Consider the following 22054-nt stretch of genomic DNA (forward strand, 5'->3'; position numbering starts at 1 on the left):
CCAGGGGTTGTTGAGCTTTGCTGCAAAATTGTATCGCTAAGAGCAACAACCCCTACTATGACAAAAAATCCTGGTCAGGCATAGACACAAAGTCGCAAACCTGGATAATCAGGGGGAGCTGTCTGACAAAAGGGGATATGGGTTTGCTGAAAAATAAAATTCCACCAGTGCTGGTGGTGGCGCTGTATCTGGCTGTGATGTTTGGCCTTACGACAGGGTTTCCGCAATTGCGCTTTCAGCTGAGTTATCATATACCGCTGGCCAGCCTGCTGTTAATTATCGCTTTGCTGATTATCACAATGGCAGTCCTGGCTTTCAGAAAAGCCCAAACTACGGTAGACCCGACACAACCGGAAAATGCCTCGAAGCTGGTCTGCGGTGGCATTTTCAGTGTGACTCGTAATCCTATGTATTTGGGGATGGCTTTGTTACTTATCGCGGCCGGAATATATTGGCAGCACATTGCGGCACTCTTCTTGGCGCTGAGCTTTCCTCTGTATCTGACCTGTTTTCAGATACTGCCGGAAGAACAGGCGATGGCAAAACTGTTTCCGGCACAATGGCCCGACTATAAAAAACGCGTCAGGCGTTGGATCTGAGTATTATCTTTTCAGGCGTTGTACCGCTTGTTCCAGGTAAGACTTTGGACAGCCGAAGTTGATACGGATAAAGTTCTTATCGCCAAAATCTGCGCCAGGTGAAGGACCAACGCCTTTGGCTTCAACATAAGCCTGTGGCAAATCGACGCCGAGTTTGCTGGCATCTATCCAGGCCAGGAATGTTGCTTGCGGCAACAGCATGTTAAAGCCATCGATTTGGTTGATTTCTTCAAATAAAAACTGGCGGTTCTTACGCAGGTATTGCAACAGGGTGTCGTACCATTGGTCGCATTGAGTAAAGGCGGTTTCAGTGGCCACCAGACCCAGGATGGTCACCCAGGGCATAATACCCATCATAGCTTTACTGAAGCTGGCGCGTAACCTGGCATCCGGAATAATGGCGAATGAAGTGCCAAGCCCGGCAACATTAAAGGTCTTGCTGGCCGCCATCAGGGTAACACTGCTGTTTTGCAATTCCGGCAACGCGCCGGCGGGCAGGTGTTTTGCCTGTTCATCCAGCACCAAATCGCAATGGATTTCATCCGAGATCAGCAACACTTTGTTTTGCTCGCAGATACGGGCAATTTCAGACAATTCCTGTTGTGTAAATACCGTTCCTGCCGGATTACCCGGGTTGCACACAATAAAGATTTTGCAGGCCGGGTCTTTGGCAGCTTCTTCCAGGGCGTTGAGATCTATAGTCCAACGGTCATTTTCGACGATGGTAGGTATATCAACGCGTTGCAGATTATTGATCCCAGGCGCGGCTAACAAAGGCGGATAGTTGGGAGTCTGAACTATTACCTTATCACCGGGCTGACAGTAAGCCTGGCAGGCCACATTAAAGGCGGGTACAACACCCGGTGTCCAGACAATCCATTCGGGTTGAATATCCCAGCCATGCTGCTTGCTGAGCCAGCGACAAACTGCTTCGTTGGCGGGCTCATAGCGGGCTGGCAGATGGTAGCCCAGTAACCCGTGATCGGTGCGCTGTTTTATGGCGGTTAAAATCTCATCCGCACATTTAAATTCGGTGTCGGCAACCCACAGGGGTAAGATGTCTTTGCCCTGGTATTTTTGCCATTTCATTGAGTAGGTTTCACGTCTGTCAATGATGGTATCGAAGTCAGAAAGGGTGTAATGCATGTTTCTGGCGTCTCTTAATGCTAGGTGTGACAAATAGTGCCTTTGCTGGTGAAATAATGCTAAGACCTGATGGTTGTATATTATATGTGGAGGGTTAGCGCTTTGCTTCTTCCGCTGTGCTGGCGTCGATCAGGTTCTGCACTTTTTTCAGTAAACTGTTGGCGGTAAAAGGCTTGGCCAGAAAATCGTTCACGCCGGCTTGCACGGCTTTTACAACATACGATTTGGAGGCGTTACCGGTTACCATTAAAAACGGGATTTCTTTATTCAGAATACGGACTTCTTTTAAAAACTCCAGACCATTCATCCCCGGTACTTCCCAGTCACTGATGATCATACCGAAATAGGAGGGATCTTTCTTAAAACGGTTTAGCGCTTTAGAACAACTGGCGTGAATATCAATCTCACCGAGATCCAGTTCCCGTAACATATGGCGCAATAATTCCTGAGTCAGCTCTTCGTCATCAATCACCAGAATATTGATTTTCTTTGTTAATGCCATCCTGTATGAGGCTCCTGTAGGCAGTATGGGGAAATGAGGGCGTCAAACGTTAAAGATAGCGGGAAATGCCCAAAAGTAAAAGCGGCATTTCTTTGATCGCGATCAATATCGCTTTGTCTGTTGCGGCACATACTGATACTGAAAATTAACTACCGGAGTATCCAGCATGAGAGAAAGAGATAATGTCGGCGTATTAGACACCGCGATTAGAGGCGTAATGGCCTGTCTGTTGTTGGCGCTGGCTGTCGAGCAGTTATTCAGCGTAGCTGTTACCCTTTTGTTATTCGTCATGGGCAGTGCCTTATTTGTCAGCAGCGCAACCGGATTTTGTCTGTTGTACAAGCTGCTTGGTATAGACACCTACCACCTAAAATACTGAGTGCTTACAGACACAAAAAAACCGGGCTAATGTGGCCATTACCCGGTTTTTCTGTGCGAACCATTTGCTTTACATTAAGGCGTAAACAAAGACCAGGCTCAGTACCAAACCGGCAACGCCGAAAAAGCCGTATTCCACCTGAGAACGCACTACTTCTTCCTGTTTGGCTGGCAAAAATGCCATGATTAGACTGCTCGTACCCAATGTAAATGCTACTAAAAATAGTCCAAATACCAGTGCAGTGACCCATTCACCCATAACTTAAAGCCCCTAATTATTTTTCACCTTGGCTAATTATGCCCTAAAATCCAGTTGATGGCAGTGAGCCAGATCAAAAAAATAACTATTGGTTCAAAAAATATGAAAATTGCAGTGATAGGTGCTGGCTGGTTAGGCTACAGGTTGTGTAAGACATTCCTTGAAAAAGATCAGCCGGTTGTGACGACCAAGCAAAGCGAAGAAGATGTCGCCCGACTCAATGCTGAAGGGATATCCTGTGTCCAATTTCAACTGGGTGAGCGCCTTTTGCCGCAAACACTGCTGGATTGTGAGCTGTATGTTATCAATATTGGCGCTGGACGACGCGGATTTAAACGGGAGGAGTTTCAAAGCAAGATGGTGGATTTGTGTCGCCAATGCCTGGAGAGTACGGACAAAAAACTGCTGTTTGTCAGCACCACATCGGTATACGGCGAAGCAAACCAGGTGTTTACCGAGCAAACCGAACCTGCACCTATCAGTGATTCCGCCCACGCTCATGTTCACATTGAAAATTGCCTGCGGGAGTTATTTCCGCAACAGGTGACGATACTGCGCCTGGCCGGATTAATTGGCGAAGACCGGCATCCGGTATACTACCTGGAAGGTAAAAAAGACATTACTGCAGCCCATAAAATGGTTAACCTGGTACACAGGGATGATGCCATTGAAGCCATTGAAAAAATTATCAGTCTGCAAAAGTGGGGGAAAGTGTTCCATTTAAGTGCGACGGATAATCCTTCTCGCCGCGCCTATTATACCTATGCAGCTAAGGCGCTGGAGTTAATTCCGCCATTGTTTTTGGATGACAGTGAGCAACCGGCTGTAGGTAAGAAAGTGGACGCAGAAGCGACGATAGCAGAACTGCAACTGACGCTGAAATTTCCAAGTCCATTTGATATGTTGCCGAAAATTGCAGAGGAAGAAGTGCCATAAAAAAGGCCGGTAACAACCGGCCCGGGAAATGTTGTGGTTTTAGCCTACCAGTCCGGCACCAAAGTACTTTAAGGCGACGGTATTGATAAATATCATCAGCAGGATGAAGGGAATAAAGGTACCGATGGAGAAGTCCACATACTTTTGGAACAAACTGTTCTTAAACTCGGGCTCGCCTTCCTCCAGGGTTTTATTCAGGTTTGAGGCTTTCCAGCGATACACCACAAAAATACAGATCAGGAATCCGTTGAGTGGCAGGATGGTGTCGTAAAAAACGTCGTAAATCACATCAAAGAAAGATTTTTCAGCGCCCGCATAGGTGACGAAGTGGGTGGTGAAATCCAACATGCCAAAGGATGTCGCAGAAATCACGGCAAACGCCACCATGGCTGCTGCCAGCAGTGATAACGACGTTTTACGGGATAAGTTGCGCTCATCCATAATGGCTGCATTAGGCACTTCCAGAATAGACACCAGTGAGGTAATCGCTGCAAAAAATACCAGCAAGAAGAATATCGACGCTACCACGCTGGCGCCCAGATAACCGATGGTGTTTTGCAACTCAAGGAATATTTGCGGTAAGAAGCCAAAAATCATACTTAGTGATGAGTCGCTTAGCTCTGCGGTGTTAGTATTCGGGTTGAAAGAAAATACTGCAGGCAAAATCATCAGACCTGCGATAAACGCCACCCCGGTATCCATCAGGGCCACCATTTTCGCAGAGCCGGGAATACCGTCGCGTTTGCCCAGGTAAGAGCCGTAAGTGATCAGAATACCCATACCCAGCGACAGTGAGAAAAATGCCTGGGACAGTGCAGCACTGACCACCGATGCGTTGATCTTACTAAAATCCGGTACCAGGTAATATTCAACACCGGCGAACGCATTGTCCAGCGTCAGGACAAAAATCACCATGCCAATCAGCATCACAAACAGTGTGGGCATCAGGATCTTGGCCGCTTTTTCAATACCTTGCTTTACGCCGCCCAGCAGAATTAAGAATACAATAGCGGCAACGACCGCCATAAACAGAAAAATTCGGCCTTCATTGACAAAGTTACTGTAAAAGTCCGGGGCGGCCAGTTGCTCCAGATCGCCGGTGACAGAGAAATACAGATAACCGAATATCCAGACAGTGATCACCATGTAGAAAACGGCAATCATGAACGGTGTGATGATGGATAACCAGCCCGCTACTTTCCAGTGAGTTTCATTGGGAGCAATGCTTTTGTATGCGCCTAACGGGTCTTTGCGGGTATGTCGACCTGTGGCCATTTCCGCCAACATAACCGGCAAACAGATAAAGAACACAAACAGGGCATAAATGAGCAGAAATGCTGCGCCGCCGTTTTTGGTGGCGGCTACAGGAAAGCCCACCATATTGCCGATACCTACGGCTGAACCAGCCGCGGCCAAAATAAATCCAATTCGAGAGCCGAACTCTTCGCGGGGTGCATTCATAATTGATGAATCCTTAGACTTTATTTTAATTGTTGTATTTGAGCCTGAGATGCTTTGCCATGAAAAACCAGGTGTTTGCCCACTTGCGCAAAGGGTAAAGGCTAATTTTATTACTTGTTGTTTGCTTAAACGCGGGAATCGTATGTAAACCGCATGTTAACGCGGCTATGCTAGCAGTCCACAACCAAAAAGTCCTTCTTTTATGTGACAAATTTATTTAATCATTGCGCAAAAAATCTTTACAGTCTGTCTGCGCAGCGGGTTGACTCATCACCAGCTAATTCCCTGATTTTGCCAGTCAAGGTAAAAAGGCGGTGGTTTGTCAGGCAGGTTTGCCAGCACCTTAAACAGACACTGCACGGTGAATTCTGGTGAAAAGAGCTTATCCGGTTTGACATTGCGTTGAAACGGTTTCGACAGGGCAGTATTCACTGTGCCCGGGTGATAGGCAATCAGCTGACATCCTGGGGCCCGTCGTTGATATTCCACCTGAGCGGTTTTTAGCAGCATGTTGAGTGCCGCTTTGGAGGAACGATAGCCATACCATCCGCCCAGGCGATTGTCGGCAATGCTGGCCACTCTGGCACTCAAAAAGACCATCTGGCTGTCCTTTGGATTCATCTTATTGACCAGCGCGCTCAGCCATAATCCGGGTAAAATGCAGTTGACCTGGAAATAGCGCAACATTGCCTGCTCGTTTATATCTTCCAGCTTTTTTTCGGGTGATAATCCCGTTTCAAAGTCATGCAACAGGCCAAGGGTGCATATCACCAAATCAAAGTGTTTGTCAGGGAACTGTTGGCAAACTTGCCGGATACTGTCTTCGTTCTGCTGCTGCACCTGGATACCTGTGGTTTTACTACAGGTAGAGTTAATCGAGTTGCGCGAGATAACGGTGACTGTGGCAATATTTGTTTGCTGTTCCAGGTATTGCACACAGGCATGACCGATACCGCCAGCACCGCCAATCACTAAAGCCTGTTTGTTGTTCTGTGAATCCGGCATCACACTTTTACTCCAGTGAGCAATTCTGACAACGACTTTTTCCGGTCAACAGCTTAGACAGACTAAAACGATGCCTGGCAAACAGGAGATACAGCCTGTCAGCCACTATTCGCACGCCAGGCCAGCGCAGTGGCCAAATCATCCAGCCCTTACCCACCAAACGCCAGGCCTGATAAGTGACATCCAGGCCGGTGATCAGCGTGGTCTGTTGCTGCCGGGTCCAGTAAGCGTGTAGCTTTTGCATTGCCGCATGTTGCGGGATTTCTGAGAACTCCTGTTCAAAAACCGGTTGATTGATATCTACCAGCCTGATGCGTTGCTGCTTGTCACGCTTTTTCAGATTCTGCATCTCTTTGAGACATAACGGACATTGACCATCATAAAATACGACCAGGTACTCCCCTGTCATGTCGCTGCCTCCCAATCAGAAATAAAAAAATATAGGGTATTCGACTAAATGCTAATTGCGAAAGTACGCGAGATCCTTGAAGTTAAGCACTTAGGTAACTATATACTGCTAAAATCAACAAACGGATTAACCTGTGAAATTACTTAAAGAAGCAACATTAGCTGGCGGTTGTTTTTGGTGCATCGAAGGTGCTTACAATCAACTTCAAGGCATTATTTCGGCTAAGTCTGGCTATTCCAACGGCGATGTGAAAATGCCGACTTACGAACAGGTTTGTTCCGGCAAAACCGGACATGCTGAAGTTGTACGTCTGGTTTACGATGAGGATATCATCAGTTTCGAAGAGATTCTTCAGGTGTTCTTTACGCTGCATGATCCCACCCAGTTAAATCGCCAGGGCAACGATATTGGCACACAGTACCGCTCAGGCATTTTTTTCCATGACAATGAACAGCGGCAACAGGCGCTGAACATAATTGCACAAATGACTGAAGACAAAATGTGGCCGGAAAAAATTGTGACCGAAGTGACCGAAGTGGCGAATTATTTTGAGGCCGAAAAGTATCACCAGGGCTATGCCGGTGATAACCCTCAGAATCAGTATTGTCAGATGGTAGTGAGCCCTAAACTGGCTAAATTCAGAAAAACCTTTGCCTCGCGGCTAAAGGATCTGACGGCGAATGAGGCCTGAGGTCGTGACAGCGACGGGCAAAAATGAAAAAAGCGTCAAAGATGACTTTGACGCTTTTCAACATTTTGAATATCCCTCTCAGCGCTCCTTGCAGCGACCTCTCCTAAAGCCGTTCCAAACTGCCCTTTGTCCTTTTATCCTGACTTCATGTCGGGGCGCAAAATTAATTGCGGGTCCTGAATATCCTATACGACACAACTCCGTTTGCGTTCCCTTTCCTTTCTCCTTACAACCGCGAATCCATCCCTGCGGTCTCCCTTGACGCTTTAAATCCTGTCCCAATGTTTCCTTGTGACGGGGATAAATATAAGGGATTAATTGGATTTTGTTTTTAACGCAATAGCTTATTTCATGACAATTTGGTGACATAAATCCACATTTCAAAATGAAAAGTACTTATAAAACAGTGGTATAGGTGTTTTTGGTCAGATGCGGCGGCAGGAAACTGACCAATATTTCTGACATGCATGTAAGAAATATCGCACAAGAAAAAGAGCGAATATCTCAACTTGCCTAAACGGGATAATGTCAGGCTGCGTCTCTCCGGTCACTTTATCGCCAAAATCGCTGTTATTTCAGGTGGATAGCTTTTCACATCTGCAGGGTAAAGGGTATTTGTCGTGGGTGATAATTGAGCGCTGAGGTTTTCTCGGGCATTATCAGCGTTAATTCTGTTTACTGCTGTGAATAATAATGAATACGATATCCTGGTTTGATCTTCCGGTACTGGATCTGCAACGTGCAATGGCCTTCTATTCCACTCTTCTGGAAACCGACATAACGGAAGAGTTTCCCGGTGTAGCGGTTTTTTCTCATACGGAGAATGACGTGTCGGGCTGTCTTTGTCTGAGTACAGAGCACCAGCCATCACGGGATGGGGCATTGTTATACTTCAATGTTGCAGGAAGACTGGATAGTGCTGTCGCGCTTGTTGAGGATCTCGGTGGCCAAATTGAACAGGCAGCGCATGACATTGGTCCGTTTGGACGACGGGCTATTGTGCTGGACTCTGAAGGTAATCGCATTGCGCTGTATTCAGCACAATAACGTCACCATAGATGCAAAAGCGGCAGTTAAACCTGCCGCAGATGCGCTGTTTTTTGCTTGTCCTATTTGGCAAAAATTTCGTTGAAATACAATGCCATTCTGACACCGGCCTGTTTCAGGCGTGTTTTTATCGTTGGCATATGCTCGTATTTGTAATCCCAGGATAATTTAGTATCGGCTTCAGGATATATTTCCATGCGGATTTTTTGGCTTTCTGCCATCCACACCAATGGGTCTGTGTGCTGCCAGTTTTGTAACTCGTCATCAGTAATGGCCGCCTGTAACCATTGGGCAAACTCGCTGTAAGACAATTCTTCTTTATTGATCAGGCCGGAATCCCAGACGCGGTGCAAATTACTGGATTCCCAGTAAAATTCCACCTTGTGATCATTGCCGCCTTTGTCGGTGCCATTGCCCACATGCAGTGGCTGGTGCAAGTCACCAATCAGATGCACGATAAAACGCACGGCCCGCTGTTTTTCGGCCTTGCTGGCTTTGGGGTTTTGCAGATCTTTTTTGAAGGCTAACAATGCGGTATAAGCATCTCCTTCCTCTGGTGCGCCCACTTCTTCATAACTTTTGCCGTCTGGCACGGTCACGTAGTGCCAGGGGGGCGTTGTTTTCTTCCAGTATTCGTCCGGATCAGAGCGCATTTCATCTGGCCAGGTTGACGCCTGAGCCAGGGTTTCAACACCCATTATGTTGCTCAGCTGCTGTTTCGCTTCGGGGGTCAAATAATGCTCTGCTATGGCGCCGGTTATGCGATGACCGTTGGCACCAAAGGCATTTGCCTGCGAATGGATAAAGGCGCAACCTGCGACGAGTAAAGTAAGGGCTAATTTCTTCATAGTGTTCTCTGAGTTCTAATCAAAAGTAGTGTTAAGCTTGTGGTTTGTAACCCCAGCGCTGCATCAGCGAATTGTCGATGGCTACATGGTCCAGTATCCGGGCAACCACGAAATCCACCAGATCATCTATGCTCCGGGGTTCGTGATAAAAGCCCGGCGCGGCGGGCATAATAGTGACGCCAAGGTTACTCAGAGTCAGCATGTTCTGCAGGTGGATGCTGGACAATGGCATTTCTCTGACCAGCAGTATAAGTTGTCCTTTTTCTTTGATAACTACATCTGCTGCGCGCTCAATCAGGGTGTTACTGGCACCGGTCGCTACAGAGGATAAGGTGCTGGTGGAGCAAGGGCAGATGATCATGGTTTTCGGAGCCGCTGAACCTGATGCTACCGGAGAAAACCATTCTTCTTTGCCATAACAGCGGATCTGTTCCGGTTTGGCCTGGCAATACTCAATAAAAAAAGCACTTTGCTTATCCGGGGAGCCGGGCAGGGTCAGTTTTTCTTCAGTGGCAAACACCACTTTTGCGGCACCCGAAACTAACAGGTGAATCTGAAAATTTGCTTCAACCAGGCATTGCAACAGCTTCAGGCTGTAGGGGGCACCGGATGCACCGGTGATGGCCAGTGTGATTTGTTTGTGGAACGCCATAGTAACCCTATTTATGTTGCAAATTAGCTAATAGCTTGTCGTGAATACCACCAAAGCCGCCATTACTCATCACTAACAGGTGGTCGCCAACATCGGCGCTCTCACTAATATGGCTGATCATCGCTGCCAGATCATCAAAAATGTGGATGGGCTTGTGGCTTTCAACGGCAAATTCCGTCAGTTGCCAGCTGATATTCTCCGGTTGTAACAGATAAATTTCATCGGCACCCTGCAAAGACTGGATTAATTCGCTTTTGTGAATACCCATTTTCATGGTGTTAGAGCGGGGCTCTAAAATCGCTAAAATTCGTTCTTTGCCGACGTTCGCGCGCAAACCGGCAAGCGTGGTTTCTATCGCTGTGGGGTGGTGTGCAAAATCATCGTAAACTTTAATGCCACTGGCTTCGCCTTTTAATTCCATGCGGCGTTTCACATTTTTAAAGCTGGCCAATGCTTCTGCAGAGGTGTCTGGCGTCACTCCTACGTTTCGGGCGGCGGCGATGGTCATCAGGGCGTTGTGCACATTGTGATTGCCAATCAAAGACCAATTCACCGTGGCGACTTTCTCCTGTCGGAACAACACTTCAAATTTACTGCCATCCGCTGACAGTAAATTCGCCTGCCAGTCGTCCCCTATGGTTTGTTGTTCGGTCCAGCATCCCATGTCCAGTGTGGTTTCGATTGCCGGTACCTGACTGGGTTTCAGGATCAGGCCATTTCCTGGGATCATGCGGATCAAATGATGAAACTGTTTTTGAATGGCCGCCAGATCTTCGAAGATATCAGCGTGATCAAATTCCAGATTGTTAAAAATAAGGGTGTTCGGGCGGTAATGCACAAATTTACTGCGCTTATCAAAAAACGCGGTGTCGTATTCATCGGCTTCAATGACGAAAAACGCGGAATCTCCCGCCCGGGCGGAAATGGCAAAGTTCTCAGGTACTCCGCCAATCAAAAAGCCCGGTTGCATTCCGGCATATTCCAGCACCCAGGCCAACATACTGGCGGTGCTGGTTTTACCGTGGGTTCCGGCTACTGCCAGCACCCACTTGTCTTTTAACAGGTTTTCCAGCAGCCATTGTGGCCCACTGGTGTAGGGAATTTTTCGCGCTAACACCGCCTCCACAGCTGGATTGCCACGAGACATGGCGTTTCCGATAATCACTATATCTGGCAAGGGGTCTAACTGCTCCGGATCATAGCCTGTAGTCAGCCCGATACCGAGCTTTTCCAGTTGCGTACTCATCGGTGGATAAACGTTTTTATCCGATCCGGTTACCTTGTGGCCTAATGCGCTGGCAAGCGCGGCAATGCCTCCCATAAAGGTGCCGCAAATACCAAGAATGTGAATGTGCATGAAGTTTTTTGCTGACTAAATTGACTAAAGACCGGCAAAGACTATCAGAGCCTCAGCTGTGGGTAAAACGCAAATCTTTGCAAATGATGACATCAATTGCCGTTGCGGGATGTGTTATTGAGCAAATTGTTTTATCATTGAGCGCCATATAATAAAAACAATATAAAACGGCAGCATTTCACACTGACACACTACGCATAGGTATCCCAATAGATGAAACGATTAAATTCGCAGCTCCAGGAAGACGGCGCACCCCTTGAACTTATCCTGTTACTTCGTACGTTACTCGCCGGTTGCAAGGAAATCTCTTTCCGTGTCAGCCAGGGCGCTTTAGCCGGCGTTTTAGGCTCCACGTTGAGTGACAACGTTCAGGGTGAAAGGCAAAAGAAGCTGGATGTAATCTCCAATCAAATCCTGAAAGACATTCTGAGTGAATCAGGATACGTAAAAGCCATTTCTTCAGAAGAAGAAGACGAGGTGGTTGCCTGTCATCCGGAAGGTAAATATCTGGTGAGCTTTGATCCACTGGATGGTTCTTCTAATACCGACATTAACAGCCTGATTGGTACTATCTTTTCAATTTTCCATGCACCGCAGTGGATGGAAGCTGACGATCCTTCTGCGTTTTTGCAACCTGGCACACAGATGGTAGCCGCGGGTTACGTGTTGTATGGTCCGTCAACAATGCTGACCCTGACAACCGGGCGCGGCACCCATATCTATACGCTGGATAAAACTCACGGCGGCTTTCTGCTCACCAAAGGTAACGTGCAGGTGCCGCAGGACACTTCTGAATTTGCTATTAATATGTCTAACCAGCGTCATTGGGAACCAGCAATGCAGTCCTATATTGCTGATCTTTTGGCTGGAGATACAGGTCCACGGGGTAAAAACTACAATATGCGTTGGGTGGCCGCGATGGTGGGGGATATTCACCGTTTATTGTGTCGTGGTGGCCTGTTTGCTTACCCCTTTGATCACCGCGACCCCACAAAGCCCGGCAAATTGCGTCTGATGTATGAAGCAAATCCGATGGCGTTTCTGATGGAGCAGGCTGGCGGAATGGCCTCTACCGGAGAGCAACGCATCATGGAAATCATGCCGACTGATATCCATGAGAGAGTGCCGGTGATTATGGGCTCAGCCAATGAGGTTGAAGCTTGCCTGGACTATCACAAACAGGACTAATTCAGCCCGCAACAGCAACATTGTGCAGGAGGCAGCAGTGCCTCCTTTCATCTGCTTCTGCAATATCGCCAATTGGCATAACTTTTTACTTGTCATAGCGAATTTAACTCCAATATCATCAGTGTCTATTTTCTCTATTATCTTGCTCGTCTAAAGAGGACACTCATGAAACCCAGCGTAAAGCCGCAAAACCCCAATTTTTCTTCTGGTCCCTGTTCAAAACGTCCTGGTTATGACGTAAATCAATTGGATATCAGCACCCTGGGCCGATCCCACCGGGCCGACATAGGCAAAAACGCACTGGGCAAAGCGTGTTCCCAAACCGCGGAATTGTTAGGTTTGCCTGAGGGCTACCGGGTCGGCGTGGTACCTGCTTCGGATACCGGCGCGGTAGAGATGGCGCTATGGTCTTTGTTAGGAGCCAGAGGTCTGGATATTCTGGCCTGGGAATCATTTGGTTCTGGTTGGATTACCGATGTCACCAAACAACTGAAGTTGCAAGATGTGCGTCGTTTCGAAGCCGACTACGGTGATTTACCCGATTTAACCCAGGTAGACTTCAGCCGCGATGTAGTGTTTACCTGGAATGGCACTACGTCTGGCGTGCGCGTACCGGATGGCGACTGGATCGCCGACGATCGTGAAGGATTAACCATATGCGATGCCACTTCCGCTGTTTTTGCTATGGATATGCCCTGGCAAAAGCTGGATGTGGTGACCTACTCATGGCAGAAAGTACTGGGTGGTGAAGGCGCGCATGGCATGTTAATTCTGAGCCCCAGAGCGGTAGAGCGGCTGGAATCTTATACGCCGCCCTGGCCATTGCCAAAAATATTCCGTTTAACCAAAGCCGGCAAGTTAATTGAAGGCGTGTTTAAAGGGGCCACCATCAATACCCCGTCTATGCTGTGTGTGGCTGATTATCTGGATGCACTGAACTGGGTAGAGCGTATCGGTGGGGTTTCGCAAACCATTGCCCGGTGTAATGCCAATCTTGAAGTGGTTAAACACTTTGTTGAATCCCGCGAGTGGATTTCCTTCCTGGCCAACGATCCGGCCACGTTGAGTTCTACCAGTGTTTGTCTGACATTATCTGTGACTGAAGAGCAGGTAAAAAATATGGTGAAATTGTTGGAGCAGGAAGCGGTCGCCTTTGATATTGGTGCCTATCGCGACGCGCCAGCTGGTCTGCGTATCTGGTGCGGCGCCACCGTAGAAAGCAGCGATCTGGTTGCGTTGATGCCCTGGCTGGACTGGGCTTACGAGCAGGTCACCGCATAAGTACAATAATCGATATCAGGAGGCAATATCATGTTTAAAATCCGAACGTATAATCGTATTTCAGTCAATGGCCTGGAGCGGTTTTCCAGAGAAAAATACGAAGTGGGCAGTGATATTGCGCATCCTGATGCTATGTTATTGCGCTCCCATAAATTGCATGACGAAGCGCTGCCCGGCACGCTTAAGGCCATCGCCCGCGCGGGGGCCGGAGTAAACAATGTGCCGGTACAGCAATGTAACGAGCAGGGCATTGTTGTCTTCAATACGCCAGGAGCCAATGCCAACGCCGTAAAAGAGCTGGTTATGTGTGCGTTACTGTTGGGCTCCAGAGGGATTTCTGGTGGTATGAACTACGTACAAACTCTGACCCACATTCATGATGCCGGGGAAATGAGTGCCTTGCTGGAGCAGGAAAAAAAGAATTTCGCCGGAAACGAACTTTACGGTAAAAAACTGGGGGTTATTGGCTTAGGTGCCATCGGCTCTATGGTGGCGGAAACCGCACTGGCCCTGGGTATGGAAGTATTGGGATTCGACCCCGCGCTTTCCGTGGAAGCGGCCTGGCGTCTACCCAATCAGGTGCAGCGCATGGAAAACATGCAAAGTCTGCTGAGTAAGTCTGACTACATCAGTTTGCATGTACCGGCCATTCCGGCCACACATCATATGCTCAACGCTGATACCCTGTCATACGTTAAACCCGGTGCGGTATTGCTCAACTTTGCCCGTGACGCCATTGTAGATGCGCATGCCATTGTTGCCAGCCTGGATAGTGAACGGGGCTTATCGCAATACATTTGTGACTTTCCTGAGCCATGTTTGCTGGGACGCAATGACGTCCTGGCGATGCCGCACATCGGTGCCAGCACCAAAGAAGCTGAAGAAAATTGTGCCGTTATGGCCGCCAATCAACTGATTGATTTTCTGGAAAACGGCAATATCAAAAACTCGGTTAATTTCCCGGTAATAGCGATGGAGCGGGACCCAGGCACGGTACGCATTACCTTTGCGAACAGCAATGTTTCCGGGGTTTTAGGCCATGTATTAAGCGTGCTGGCAGACCATGAAGTCAATGTTGCCGACATGGTAAACAAAAGCCGGGGTGAGCTGGCCTATAACATCATCGATGTGGAAGATACGCCCAGTGACGCCGTCGTTTCGGCCATTCAGGCGGTAGAACATGTGGTTAGTGTACGGGTATTGCCGGGGAATTGAACAGAACGATTGATTGGTTGCACCTGAAATTGGGCGAGTTTACCCGCCCATTTTCGATTCATGTTATCCGCTTTTTTGCGGGGAGCACCTAAATCGCTCAGCAGCACAGAATCCCAGGTGCGCCGCCACGCAAATTGCCATCAGTAAGGCGCTGTCCTGGATACCGAAAGCCACGATATTGCACTGATCTGCGCAAGAGCAAGCCAGCCTGAAAGCAAAACACAAACAAAAAAACTGTACCGAAGTACAGTTTTTTGAAGGTGAAATGACGTTGACTGTTACAACAGCGGGGCGATTACCAGACTGACAATGGCCATCACGTTGATCAGTATGTTCATGGACGGTCCGGAGGTATCCTTAAAGGGATCACCGACGGTGTCACCCACCACAGTGGCTGCGTGCACTTCGGAACCTTTGCCACCATAGTTACCTTTTTCAACGTATTTTTTGGCATTATCCCAGGCACCACCCGCATTTGCCATCATCAGCGCCAGTAACACACAGCCCAACAATGCGCCACCTAACATGCCGCCCAGGGCGTGAGCGCCTAGCCCAAAACCGACAAGTGGTGGCACTGCCACAGCGATTACACCGGGTAATATCATTTTTTGTAGCGCAGCTTTGGTGGCGATATCCACACAGCGGCCCGTGTCTGGTTCGGCTTTACCCTCCATCAGGCCGGGAATTTCTTTAAACTGGCGTCGAATTTCCTGGATCATGTCAAAAGCCGCATCACCTACTGCTGTCATGGTAATGGAGGCGATCAGGAAGGGTAAAATTCCCCCGATAAACAGACCAACAAGAACCATTGGTTCCCCTAAATGCAATACAAACTCGCCTTTAAGAGACAGGGTTTCTACAAAGGCTGCGATAATGGCCAGTGCGGCTAATGCTGCGGCGCCAATGGCAAAGCCCTTACCAATGGCGGCAGTGGTGTTACCCAGTTCGTCCAGAGAATCGGTGATTTTACGGGTTTCTTCTCCCAGACCACCCATTTCAGCAATGCCGCCGGCGTTATCTGCTACTGGCCCATAGGCATCAATGGCCATTGTTATCCCGACTGTGGCTAACATACCCACAGCCGCGATGCCTACACCGTATAAACCTGACAAGGTGGTAGAGATATAAATGATGACGCAGATGGTCAGTACCGGAATCACCACAGATTGCATACCTACAGATAAGCCGGTGATCATGACAGTAGCCGAGCCGGTTTCTCCGGATTTAGCGATTTTGCGTACCGGTGATGATGCGGTGTAATACTCGGTTACCAGGCCGATAATAATGCCGCCAACGGCGCCAGTAATTACAGACCACCAAACATTGCTGCTGATACCGGCCTCTGAAATCACAAACCAGGCGGCGGCGATAAATATCAGGGCGGCTGACATGGTGCCCGCTCTTAGGGCCACATCAGGTTTACTGGCAGACATGGCTTTAACCAATAAAATGCCCAAAATGGAGCAGATTAAACCGGTGGATGCCAGCGCCAACGGCAAAAACATTAAGGATTCGCGACTACCTAGCAGGCCCGCTGTCATGGTGGAAGCGATGGCAATAGTGGCAATCATAGAGCCGCAATAGGATTCAAAGATATCAGAACCCATGCCGGCCACATCGCCTACGTTGTCACCCACGTTATCAGCGATAACACCGGGGTTTCGGGGATCATCTTCTGGAATACCGGCTTCTACCTTACCTACTAAATCAGCACCCACATCGGCACTTTTGGTGAAGATACCGCCACCGACACGGGAGAACAGGGCAACAATAGAAGCCCCCATACCAAAGCCATGTATAGCGTGAGCGGACTCGGGATCACCGCCAAAATACAGGTATAAAAAGCCAAGGCCCAATAAGCCCATGGATGCAACACAGAGTCCCATAATCGAACCACCCATAAAGGCGATGGATAACGCCTGTGCCGGACCACTGTCATGCGCAGCCTGGGTAGTACGGACATTGGCTTTAGTGGCGGTAAACATACCGATGTAACCCGCCAAAGCAGAACACCCGGCACCTACTGCAAAAGCTAACGTAGTGTTGGTGCCGAGGGAGAAATATACCGCTATCATGACCACAAGGGCAAAGATGAACAGCATCTTGTATTCACGATGCATAAACACCATGGCACCTAAGTGAATGGCATCGGCTATTTTGGCGATGGCCTCATTGGTGACCGGATGTTTTTTGATAAGAATATAAATGACCAGCGCGAAGAGCAGACCGACCGCGCCCATAATTGGTGGTAGATATGTTAATTCTGCCATGTGCTTTCCTTCTTGTTGTTATTTGACGCCCGATACTGCTCATCCTGAATTCGGGTTGCCATACCAAGCGCATGAGTATTTTGTTCTCAATGCGTCCCGCTTATTGTTTAAATTTCCTACAAGAAATCCCAGTGTGTGAGAATGTTAATTAAATGTAAAGATTTGTGGCTGAAAATTTCACCACTTTCAGATTAATGGTAGAACATAGGGGACTCGCTGCCAGTTTTTACAGCGCAAAACTGATCTTAGTGGTTTTCGTTGCTGTGGATTGCGGGATAAGTGCAACAAATGACTTTTGTCACATGCACATTGGCAAGAATACTGTCAGAATAAAGTACAACAATGCAGTGTTGAGCGAGGCGTAATGCCAGGCGCTGTGATTAGTAAAGAATGTGTCAGGATCCTCATAGTTATTTACAAATCTTGAAGGACGCCTGACGTATCTTATTGGTATTATAACCATAGATTAAACAGGGTTATTTGGTTATGAATAAAAAGTGGTTAAAAGGGCTTTTACCCTTTGGAGTGTTAATTTTTGGGATTGCCGGCATGACGGCGATTAAAGCAACGGCACAGAAGGCGGAAGAGGAAGACGCCATAGATACTCGGCCTAAAGTCAGTGTTGAAGCTATATCCGCCGAAGATTATCAGGTGGTGATCACGGCTTATGGTGAAGTGGAACCGCTGGAATCCACCAATTTGTCGGCGCAGGTGTCAGGCGAAGTCATCAGCTGGCACGCCAACTTTGTACCGGGTGGCCTGATCAAACGTGGCGAAGTCATGTTTAGTATTGAAAAAGACACTTATGAGGCTGCACTTTACAGCGCGCAAGCCACCTTATCGCAGGCCAAAGCGGCACTGATTGAAGAAAAAGCCAGAGCCGATGCTGCGAAGGAAGAAGCCAAAGCCATTCCTGCCGCCAGAGTCACCGATTTGTATCTGCGTAAACCACAACTTTTAACTGCGGAAGCCAATGTAAAATCCGCCGAAGCGCAATTGAAAATTGCCCAGCGTGATTTAGCTAATTGTGAAGTCACCGCGCCTTATGATGCGCTGGTGGTGTCGCGTAGTTTAGGTGTCGGTCAGTTTGTGGCGCAAGGCGCTCAGGTGGCTCAGTTATACAATATCGAATTTGCCGAAATCACCTTACCCATTGCCGGATTCGATACCGCATTTTTGCCTGAAGAAGTGGCCGGGTTAAAAGCCAATGTGGTGAGCAAAGGCATTAAAACCGTGCAACGTGACGGTGTTATCTCTCGCGATTTAGGCGTAGTAGATACCGCTACCCGTATGGGCCAGGTGGTAGTGCGGATTGCCGACCCTTATGGTCTGACAACCAACTTACCTAAGTTAAAGTTCGGTAGTTTTGCGGAAGTGAATTTTGTCGGTAAAACCCTGGAAAACGTTTATCGCCTGCCTCAGGAACTGGTCACCAACCAAACGGTATGGGTGGTGGATAACGAGCAAAAGCTGGAACCTCGTACGGTGGCCGTATTGCGGGAAGAAGGCGAATTTTATCTGGTGAGTGAAGGCTTAAACAACAATGATCGACTGGTTACAACATTGCCAGAGTACCCGCAAAAAGGCATGGAAGTGAAGCTGATTAGTGCCGCGAACGATTCCACTGCAACCCTGTAATGCCGGAGCAGCAAATGACTAGCGAAACAGAAAAACCTACCGGCATTATTGCCTGGTTTGCCAATAATTCGGTGGCGGCAAACCTGCTGATGTTCTTCATCTTATTGATGGGGATAGTGAGCTATTTTACCATTCAGCGGCAGATGTTTCCGAATATCGAAATTAACTATATCGATGTAACTGCCGTTTATCCGGGAGCGTCTCCACAGGAAATCGAAGAAAGTATCCTGATCAAGATTGAAGAGTCCATCAAAGAGATCACCGAAATCAAGAAGACCATATCCCGCGCCAACCGCGGTTCCGGCAGTGTGGCATTGGAAATTAAAACCGATGTTGAGCTGACCGATGTTCTGGATAAGGTCAAAAACAAAGTTGATTCTATTGCTACCTTTCCCGCTGATATGGAGCCGGTGAATGTCTCACAACGAGAATTTCAGCAACAGGTGATTGAGTTGTCGCTGGTGGGTGATGTGCCCCTGGAGTCATTAAAGCCGCTGGCCAAGCAAATCGAAGACGAACTGTTGCAATTAAGCAACGTGTCGTTGGTGAACCTGGGGGACCCGGAAGACGAGATTGCCATCGAAATAGATCCGGACCAGTTGCGCAAATACGATTTAACCATCAATGATGTCAGCAATGCCATTCGCAATTATTCAGCCAATATTTCTGCCGGGCAGTTGCGAACTGAAAGTGGTATTGTTTCAGTGCGGGTGGAGAATCAATTTTATTCGGGTGAAGAGTTCCGCCAAATTCCGGTAAAGCTGGGTAGCAATGGCGCCAGAGTATTGCTGCAGGACGTGGCCACGATTAATGATGGCTTTACTGAAGGCGAAAATTATTTCAGCTATTCCGGGGAAAATGCCATTTATCTGTCGGTAAATGCGACTAAAGACCAAAACATGATCCCGGTCGCCAAGTCAGTAAAAGACTATATCGCCGAGCGGAATACTACGCTGCCTCCGGGGCTTGAGCTGAAAATTCTGGTGGATATGACCTACTACTTAAATGCCCGACTGGATATGATGCTGAAAAACCTGGCACAGGGTTCTGTGCTGGTGGCCATCATGCTTACCATTTTCCTGCGATTCGGCCTGGCGAAATGGGTGATGGTGGGGTTACCTGTGTGTTTTCTCGGCGCAGTATTGCTGATGCCGGTGATGGGTGTCAGTATCAATATCTTATCTTTGTTTGCCTTTATCATGGTGTTGGGGATTGTGGTAGATGATGCCATAGTCATCGGGGAAGCCGCCTACACGGAAATAGAGAATAAAGGCGGTGGCATAGACAACGTGGTGCGTGGTGCTCAACGCGTGGCAACACCCGCGACATTTGGTGTCCTGACCACCATTGCGGTATTCGCGCCATTTTTGTTCTCCAGCGGTCCTGATGGGGTATTTTTCAAAACCATTGCCAGTGTGGTTACTCTGTGCTTAATCTTCAGCCTGATTGAATCCAAACTGATTTTGCCGGCGCATATTGCCCACACCAAGTTTAAGCCCTCTCGTCCGGGGTCCTGGCGCGCCCGTTTTAATAAGCGCTTCTTCGCCTTTGTAAACGGACCTTACAAGCGTTTTGTTACCCTCTGTACCGAATGGCGCTGGACAGTGTTTATGGCCTTTATTGCTTTGTTAATGTTAGCCATGGGGTTAATACAGGCGAATCATGTGCGTATGGTACCAAGACCCGCAGTGCCTCATGATTTTCCGGCCATCAGTATTGAAATGAACGAAACTGTGTCGGACAAAGCAACCATTCAGGCACTGAAAGTGGTTGAAGACGCCTTGTATCGTGTCGACGAACAAATCGAGCAGGAGTTTGGTCAAAAGATGATTAAAGATCTGCTGGCCTTTAACAACAGCCGCACTACCGGGCGGATTGTCGTGCCCCTGGTGGAAGAGGAATTGCGTCCATTTGATGCGTTTGAATTGTCCCGACGTTGGCGTCATGCGATTCCTGACATCCCGGGTATGAAATCATTCCATATTCAGGACAACGTCACAGGCGGTGAATCCGACGAGTTTGGCTATCTGCTGTTTGGCAGTGATATCAAAACCCTAAATGCGGCGGGTCGACAGTTCATCGCCATGTTGCAGGATGAAGACGGGTTATTTGATGTCAGCTCCACCATTGACCCCGCCAGTAAAGAAATCCAGATGGAATTACTGCCCGTGGCGAATGATCTGGGCTTGGATTTGGCCAATATTGCCCGTCAGGTGGGCAACAGCTTCTACGGTGGTGAAGCACAGCGGGTGATCCGTGATGGTGAAGAAGTCAAAGTCATGGTGCGTTACCCCCGACTGACTCGTGAGCGATTCGCAGAGCTTAAGTACACGGTTATCACTACACCTTCGGGCGAAGACGTGATGCTTGGTGATGTGGTGCGCTTAAAAGAAGAGCCTGGTATCAGTTATATTCGTCGTGAAGGTGGTTATCGCAGTGTCTATGTGTTTGGCGCGATTGACGAACAGCTAGTTGAACCGGGCGAAGTCACCAAAACCATCACAGAAAAACTGCTTCCGGCATTAAAAGAGATGTATCCCTCGGTAAAAACTGAATTGGGCGGTTCCATTAAGGAAACCCAGGATCAGCAAAATGAGCAAATGATGTTCTTTATCGCCGGCTTGTTGATGGTATACATCCTGTTAGCGGTGCCTCTGAAGAGTTATGCGCAACCGTTTATTATAATGTCGGTTATCCCGTTCAGTTTAACGGGGGCAATATGGGGGCACTTCTTTTTTGGCCTCGATATCAGCATGATGTCCACCTTCGGCTTGATCGCTGCTGCCGGGGTAGTGATCAACGATAGTCTGGTAATGACAGACTATGTGAACTCCCATCGTCGCGAAGGTTACTCAATCCGCGAAGCAGTGATTGAAGCGGGCTGTGCGCGTTTCCGTGCCATTACCCTGACATCCATTACGACTTTCGTGGGGGTTTTGCCTTTGATGTTCGAAACCAGCCTGCAGGCAAAGTTTGTTATACCCATGGCTATCGCGTTGGGCTTTGCAGTGCTATACGCCACACTGGTGACACTATTGTTGGTGCCCAGCATGTACATGATGTTGGAAGACATTAAATGGCTGTTTGGCAAACTGTTTGGGTTTATCAAAATGCCCTTTATCAAAGCGAAAGAACGTTTAGTGAGTTCTGGTCAACAGGGCTGATAAGGCTC

At 48.3% G+C, this 22054-nt stretch carries 19 protein-coding genes; 10 read left to right on the plus strand and 9 right to left on the minus strand.

All coding sequences use genetic code 11. The features are described from left to right. Positions 1–17: 17 nt before the first annotated feature. Positions 18–599, plus strand: coding sequence for a methyltransferase family protein (locus tag LJ740_RS20095; RefSeq protein ID WP_229530919.1), 582 nt, complete (start codon positions 18–20; stop codon positions 597–599). Positions 600–602: 3 nt separating this feature from the next. On the opposite strand, the gene LJ740_RS20100 is transcribed toward LJ740_RS20095, so the two are convergent. After that, a complete protein-coding gene (locus tag LJ740_RS20100) occupies positions 603–1745 on the minus strand; it encodes a MalY/PatB family protein (protein ID WP_229530992.1) in 1143 nt (380 codons plus the stop codon). 94 nt (positions 1746–1839) lie between these two features. After that, positions 1840–2247, minus strand: a complete 408-nt coding sequence (locus LJ740_RS20105; RefSeq protein WP_229530920.1) for a response regulator — start codon at positions 2245–2247, stop codon at positions 1840–1842. A gap of 166 nt (positions 2248–2413) precedes the next feature. Between LJ740_RS20105 and LJ740_RS20110 the strand changes: the two genes are divergently transcribed. Both LJ740_RS20110 and LJ740_RS20115 read left to right on the plus strand, forming a co-directional pair. After that, positions 2414–2626: a YgaP family membrane protein gene (locus LJ740_RS20110; protein WP_229530921.1), complete on the plus strand. Its 213-nt coding sequence runs from the start codon at positions 2414–2416 to the stop codon at positions 2624–2626. A 360-nt stretch (positions 2627–2986) separates the two neighbouring features. After that, positions 2987–3820: an NAD-dependent epimerase/dehydratase family protein gene (locus LJ740_RS20115; protein ID WP_229530922.1), complete on the plus strand. Its 834-nt coding sequence runs from the start codon at positions 2987–2989 to the stop codon at positions 3818–3820. Between the two features lie 39 nt (positions 3821–3859). Here LJ740_RS20115 and LJ740_RS20120 read toward each other — a convergent pair whose 3' ends face one another. The 3 genes from LJ740_RS20120 to LJ740_RS20130 form a co-directional block, all read right to left on the minus strand. After that, positions 3860–5281 (minus strand): sodium-dependent transporter, encoded by a 1422-nt coding sequence (locus LJ740_RS20120; RefSeq protein WP_229530923.1) that lies wholly within the window; start codon positions 5279–5281, stop codon positions 3860–3862. Positions 5282–5551: 270 nt separating this feature from the next. After that, the gene (locus tag LJ740_RS20125) at positions 5552–6286 is read right to left on the minus strand and encodes an SDR family NAD(P)-dependent oxidoreductase (RefSeq protein WP_229530924.1); all 735 of its coding nucleotides are present in this window, start codon (positions 6284–6286) and stop codon (positions 5552–5554) included. A 7-nt stretch (positions 6287–6293) separates the two neighbouring features. Then, complete coding sequence (locus tag LJ740_RS20130) at positions 6294–6695, minus strand: thiol-disulfide oxidoreductase DCC family protein (protein ID WP_229530925.1); 402 nt, start codon at positions 6693–6695, stop codon at positions 6294–6296. A 133-nt stretch (positions 6696–6828) separates the two neighbouring features. Here LJ740_RS20130 and msrA point away from each other — a divergent pair, with 133 nt between their 5' ends. Continuing rightward, complete coding sequence (gene msrA, locus LJ740_RS20135; RefSeq protein ID WP_229530926.1) at positions 6829–7386, plus strand: peptide-methionine (S)-S-oxide reductase MsrA; 558 nt, start codon at positions 6829–6831, stop codon at positions 7384–7386. A gap of 693 nt (positions 7387–8079) precedes the next feature. After that, complete coding sequence (locus LJ740_RS20140; protein ID WP_229530927.1) at positions 8080–8433, plus strand: VOC family protein; 354 nt, start codon at positions 8080–8082, stop codon at positions 8431–8433. Between the two features lie 62 nt (positions 8434–8495). On the opposite strand, the gene LJ740_RS20145 is transcribed toward LJ740_RS20140, so the two are convergent. The 3 genes from LJ740_RS20145 to mpl are packed head-to-tail and all read right to left on the minus strand — an operon-like array spanning position 8496 to position 11290. Further along, positions 8496–9281 (minus strand): S1/P1 nuclease, encoded by a 786-nt coding sequence (locus LJ740_RS20145; protein ID WP_229530928.1) that lies wholly within the window; start codon positions 9279–9281, stop codon positions 8496–8498. A 31-nt stretch (positions 9282–9312) separates the two neighbouring features. Next, positions 9313–9933 carry a flavin prenyltransferase UbiX gene (locus tag LJ740_RS20150; protein ID WP_229530929.1) on the minus strand — a complete coding sequence of 207 codons (621 nt, stop codon included), beginning with the start codon at positions 9931–9933 and terminating at the stop codon, positions 9313–9315. A 7-nt stretch (positions 9934–9940) separates the two neighbouring features. Further along, positions 9941–11290 carry a UDP-N-acetylmuramate:L-alanyl-gamma-D-glutamyl-meso-diaminopimelate ligase gene (gene mpl, locus LJ740_RS20155; RefSeq protein WP_229530930.1) on the minus strand — a complete coding sequence of 450 codons (1350 nt, stop codon included), beginning with the start codon at positions 11288–11290 and terminating at the stop codon, positions 9941–9943. Between the two features lie 213 nt (positions 11291–11503). Here mpl and LJ740_RS20160 point away from each other — a divergent pair, with 213 nt between their 5' ends. The 3 genes from LJ740_RS20160 to LJ740_RS20170 all read left to right on the plus strand — a co-directional run bounded on the left by LJ740_RS20160 (position 11504) and on the right by LJ740_RS20170 (position 14974). Continuing rightward, positions 11504–12478, plus strand: a complete 975-nt coding sequence (locus LJ740_RS20160; protein WP_229530931.1) for a class 1 fructose-bisphosphatase — start codon at positions 11504–11506, stop codon at positions 12476–12478. A gap of 165 nt (positions 12479–12643) precedes the next feature. Further along, entirely contained in the window at positions 12644–13759 is a 1116-nt protein-coding gene (locus LJ740_RS20165; RefSeq protein WP_229530932.1) for a phosphoserine transaminase, read from the plus strand. 30 nt (positions 13760–13789) lie between these two features. After that, entirely contained in the window at positions 13790–14974 is a 1185-nt protein-coding gene (locus LJ740_RS20170) for a phosphoglycerate dehydrogenase (RefSeq protein WP_229530933.1), read from the plus strand. Positions 14975–15252: 278 nt separating this feature from the next. Here LJ740_RS20170 and LJ740_RS20175 read toward each other — a convergent pair whose 3' ends face one another. Beyond that, on the minus strand, positions 15253–17244 hold the full coding sequence (locus LJ740_RS20175) for a sodium-translocating pyrophosphatase (protein WP_229530934.1): 1992 nt from the start codon (positions 17242–17244) through the stop codon (positions 15253–15255). Between the two features lie 486 nt (positions 17245–17730). Here LJ740_RS20175 and LJ740_RS20180 point away from each other — a divergent pair, with 486 nt between their 5' ends. Both LJ740_RS20180 and LJ740_RS20185 read left to right on the plus strand, forming a co-directional pair. Further along, positions 17731–18882 carry an efflux RND transporter periplasmic adaptor subunit gene (locus LJ740_RS20180; RefSeq protein WP_229530935.1) on the plus strand — a complete coding sequence of 384 codons (1152 nt, stop codon included), beginning with the start codon at positions 17731–17733 and terminating at the stop codon, positions 18880–18882. A 14-nt stretch (positions 18883–18896) separates the two neighbouring features. Then, the gene (locus LJ740_RS20185; protein ID WP_229530936.1) at positions 18897–22046 is read left to right on the plus strand and encodes an efflux RND transporter permease subunit; all 3150 of its coding nucleotides are present in this window, start codon (positions 18897–18899) and stop codon (positions 22044–22046) included. The last annotated feature ends 8 nt before the right edge of the window (positions 22047–22054 follow it).

This window comes from Planctobacterium marinum, from assembly GCF_020687805.1.
Classification (GTDB): domain Bacteria; phylum Pseudomonadota; class Gammaproteobacteria; order Enterobacterales; family Alteromonadaceae; genus Planctobacterium; species Planctobacterium marinum.

Excerpts from the sequence above, each read along its gene's own strand:
- LJ740_RS20150 (WP_229530929.1), bottom strand. The coding sequence starts at position 9,933 with ATGGCGTTCCACAAACAAATCACACTGGCCATCACCGGTGCATCCGGT.
- mpl (WP_229530930.1), bottom strand. The coding sequence starts at position 11,290 with ATGCACATTCACATTCTTGGTATTTGCGGCACCTTTATGGGAGGCATT.
- LJ740_RS20115 (WP_229530922.1), top strand. The coding sequence starts at position 2,987 with ATGAAAATTGCAGTGATAGGTGCTGGCTGGTTAGGCTACAGGTTGTGT.
- LJ740_RS20110 (WP_229530921.1), top strand. The coding sequence starts at position 2,414 with ATGAGAGAAAGAGATAATGTCGGCGTATTAGACACCGCGATTAGAGGC.
- LJ740_RS20130 (WP_229530925.1), bottom strand. The coding sequence starts at position 6,695 with ATGACAGGGGAGTACCTGGTCGTATTTTATGATGGTCAATGTCCGTTA.
- LJ740_RS20125 (WP_229530924.1), bottom strand. The coding sequence starts at position 6,286 with ATGCCGGATTCACAGAACAACAAACAGGCTTTAGTGATTGGCGGTGCT.
- LJ740_RS20120 (WP_229530923.1), bottom strand. The coding sequence starts at position 5,281 with ATGAATGCACCCCGCGAAGAGTTCGGCTCTCGAATTGGATTTATTTTG.
- LJ740_RS20185 (WP_229530936.1), top strand. The coding sequence starts at position 18,897 with ATGACTAGCGAAACAGAAAAACCTACCGGCATTATTGCCTGGTTTGCC.
- LJ740_RS20100 (WP_229530992.1), bottom strand. The coding sequence starts at position 1,745 with ATGCATTACACCCTTTCTGACTTCGATACCATCATTGACAGACGTGAA.
- LJ740_RS20160 (WP_229530931.1), top strand. The coding sequence starts at position 11,504 with ATGAAACGATTAAATTCGCAGCTCCAGGAAGACGGCGCACCCCTTGAA.
- LJ740_RS20140 (WP_229530927.1), top strand. The coding sequence starts at position 8,080 with ATGAATACGATATCCTGGTTTGATCTTCCGGTACTGGATCTGCAACGT.
- LJ740_RS20180 (WP_229530935.1), top strand. The coding sequence starts at position 17,731 with ATGAATAAAAAGTGGTTAAAAGGGCTTTTACCCTTTGGAGTGTTAATT.
- LJ740_RS20175 (WP_229530934.1), bottom strand. The coding sequence starts at position 17,244 with ATGGCAGAATTAACATATCTACCACCAATTATGGGCGCGGTCGGTCTG.
- LJ740_RS20145 (WP_229530928.1), bottom strand. The coding sequence starts at position 9,281 with ATGAAGAAATTAGCCCTTACTTTACTCGTCGCAGGTTGCGCCTTTATC.
- LJ740_RS20105 (WP_229530920.1), bottom strand. The coding sequence starts at position 2,247 with ATGGCATTAACAAAGAAAATCAATATTCTGGTGATTGATGACGAAGAG.
- LJ740_RS20165 (WP_229530932.1), top strand. The coding sequence starts at position 12,644 with ATGAAACCCAGCGTAAAGCCGCAAAACCCCAATTTTTCTTCTGGTCCC.
- LJ740_RS20170 (WP_229530933.1), top strand. The coding sequence starts at position 13,790 with ATGTTTAAAATCCGAACGTATAATCGTATTTCAGTCAATGGCCTGGAG.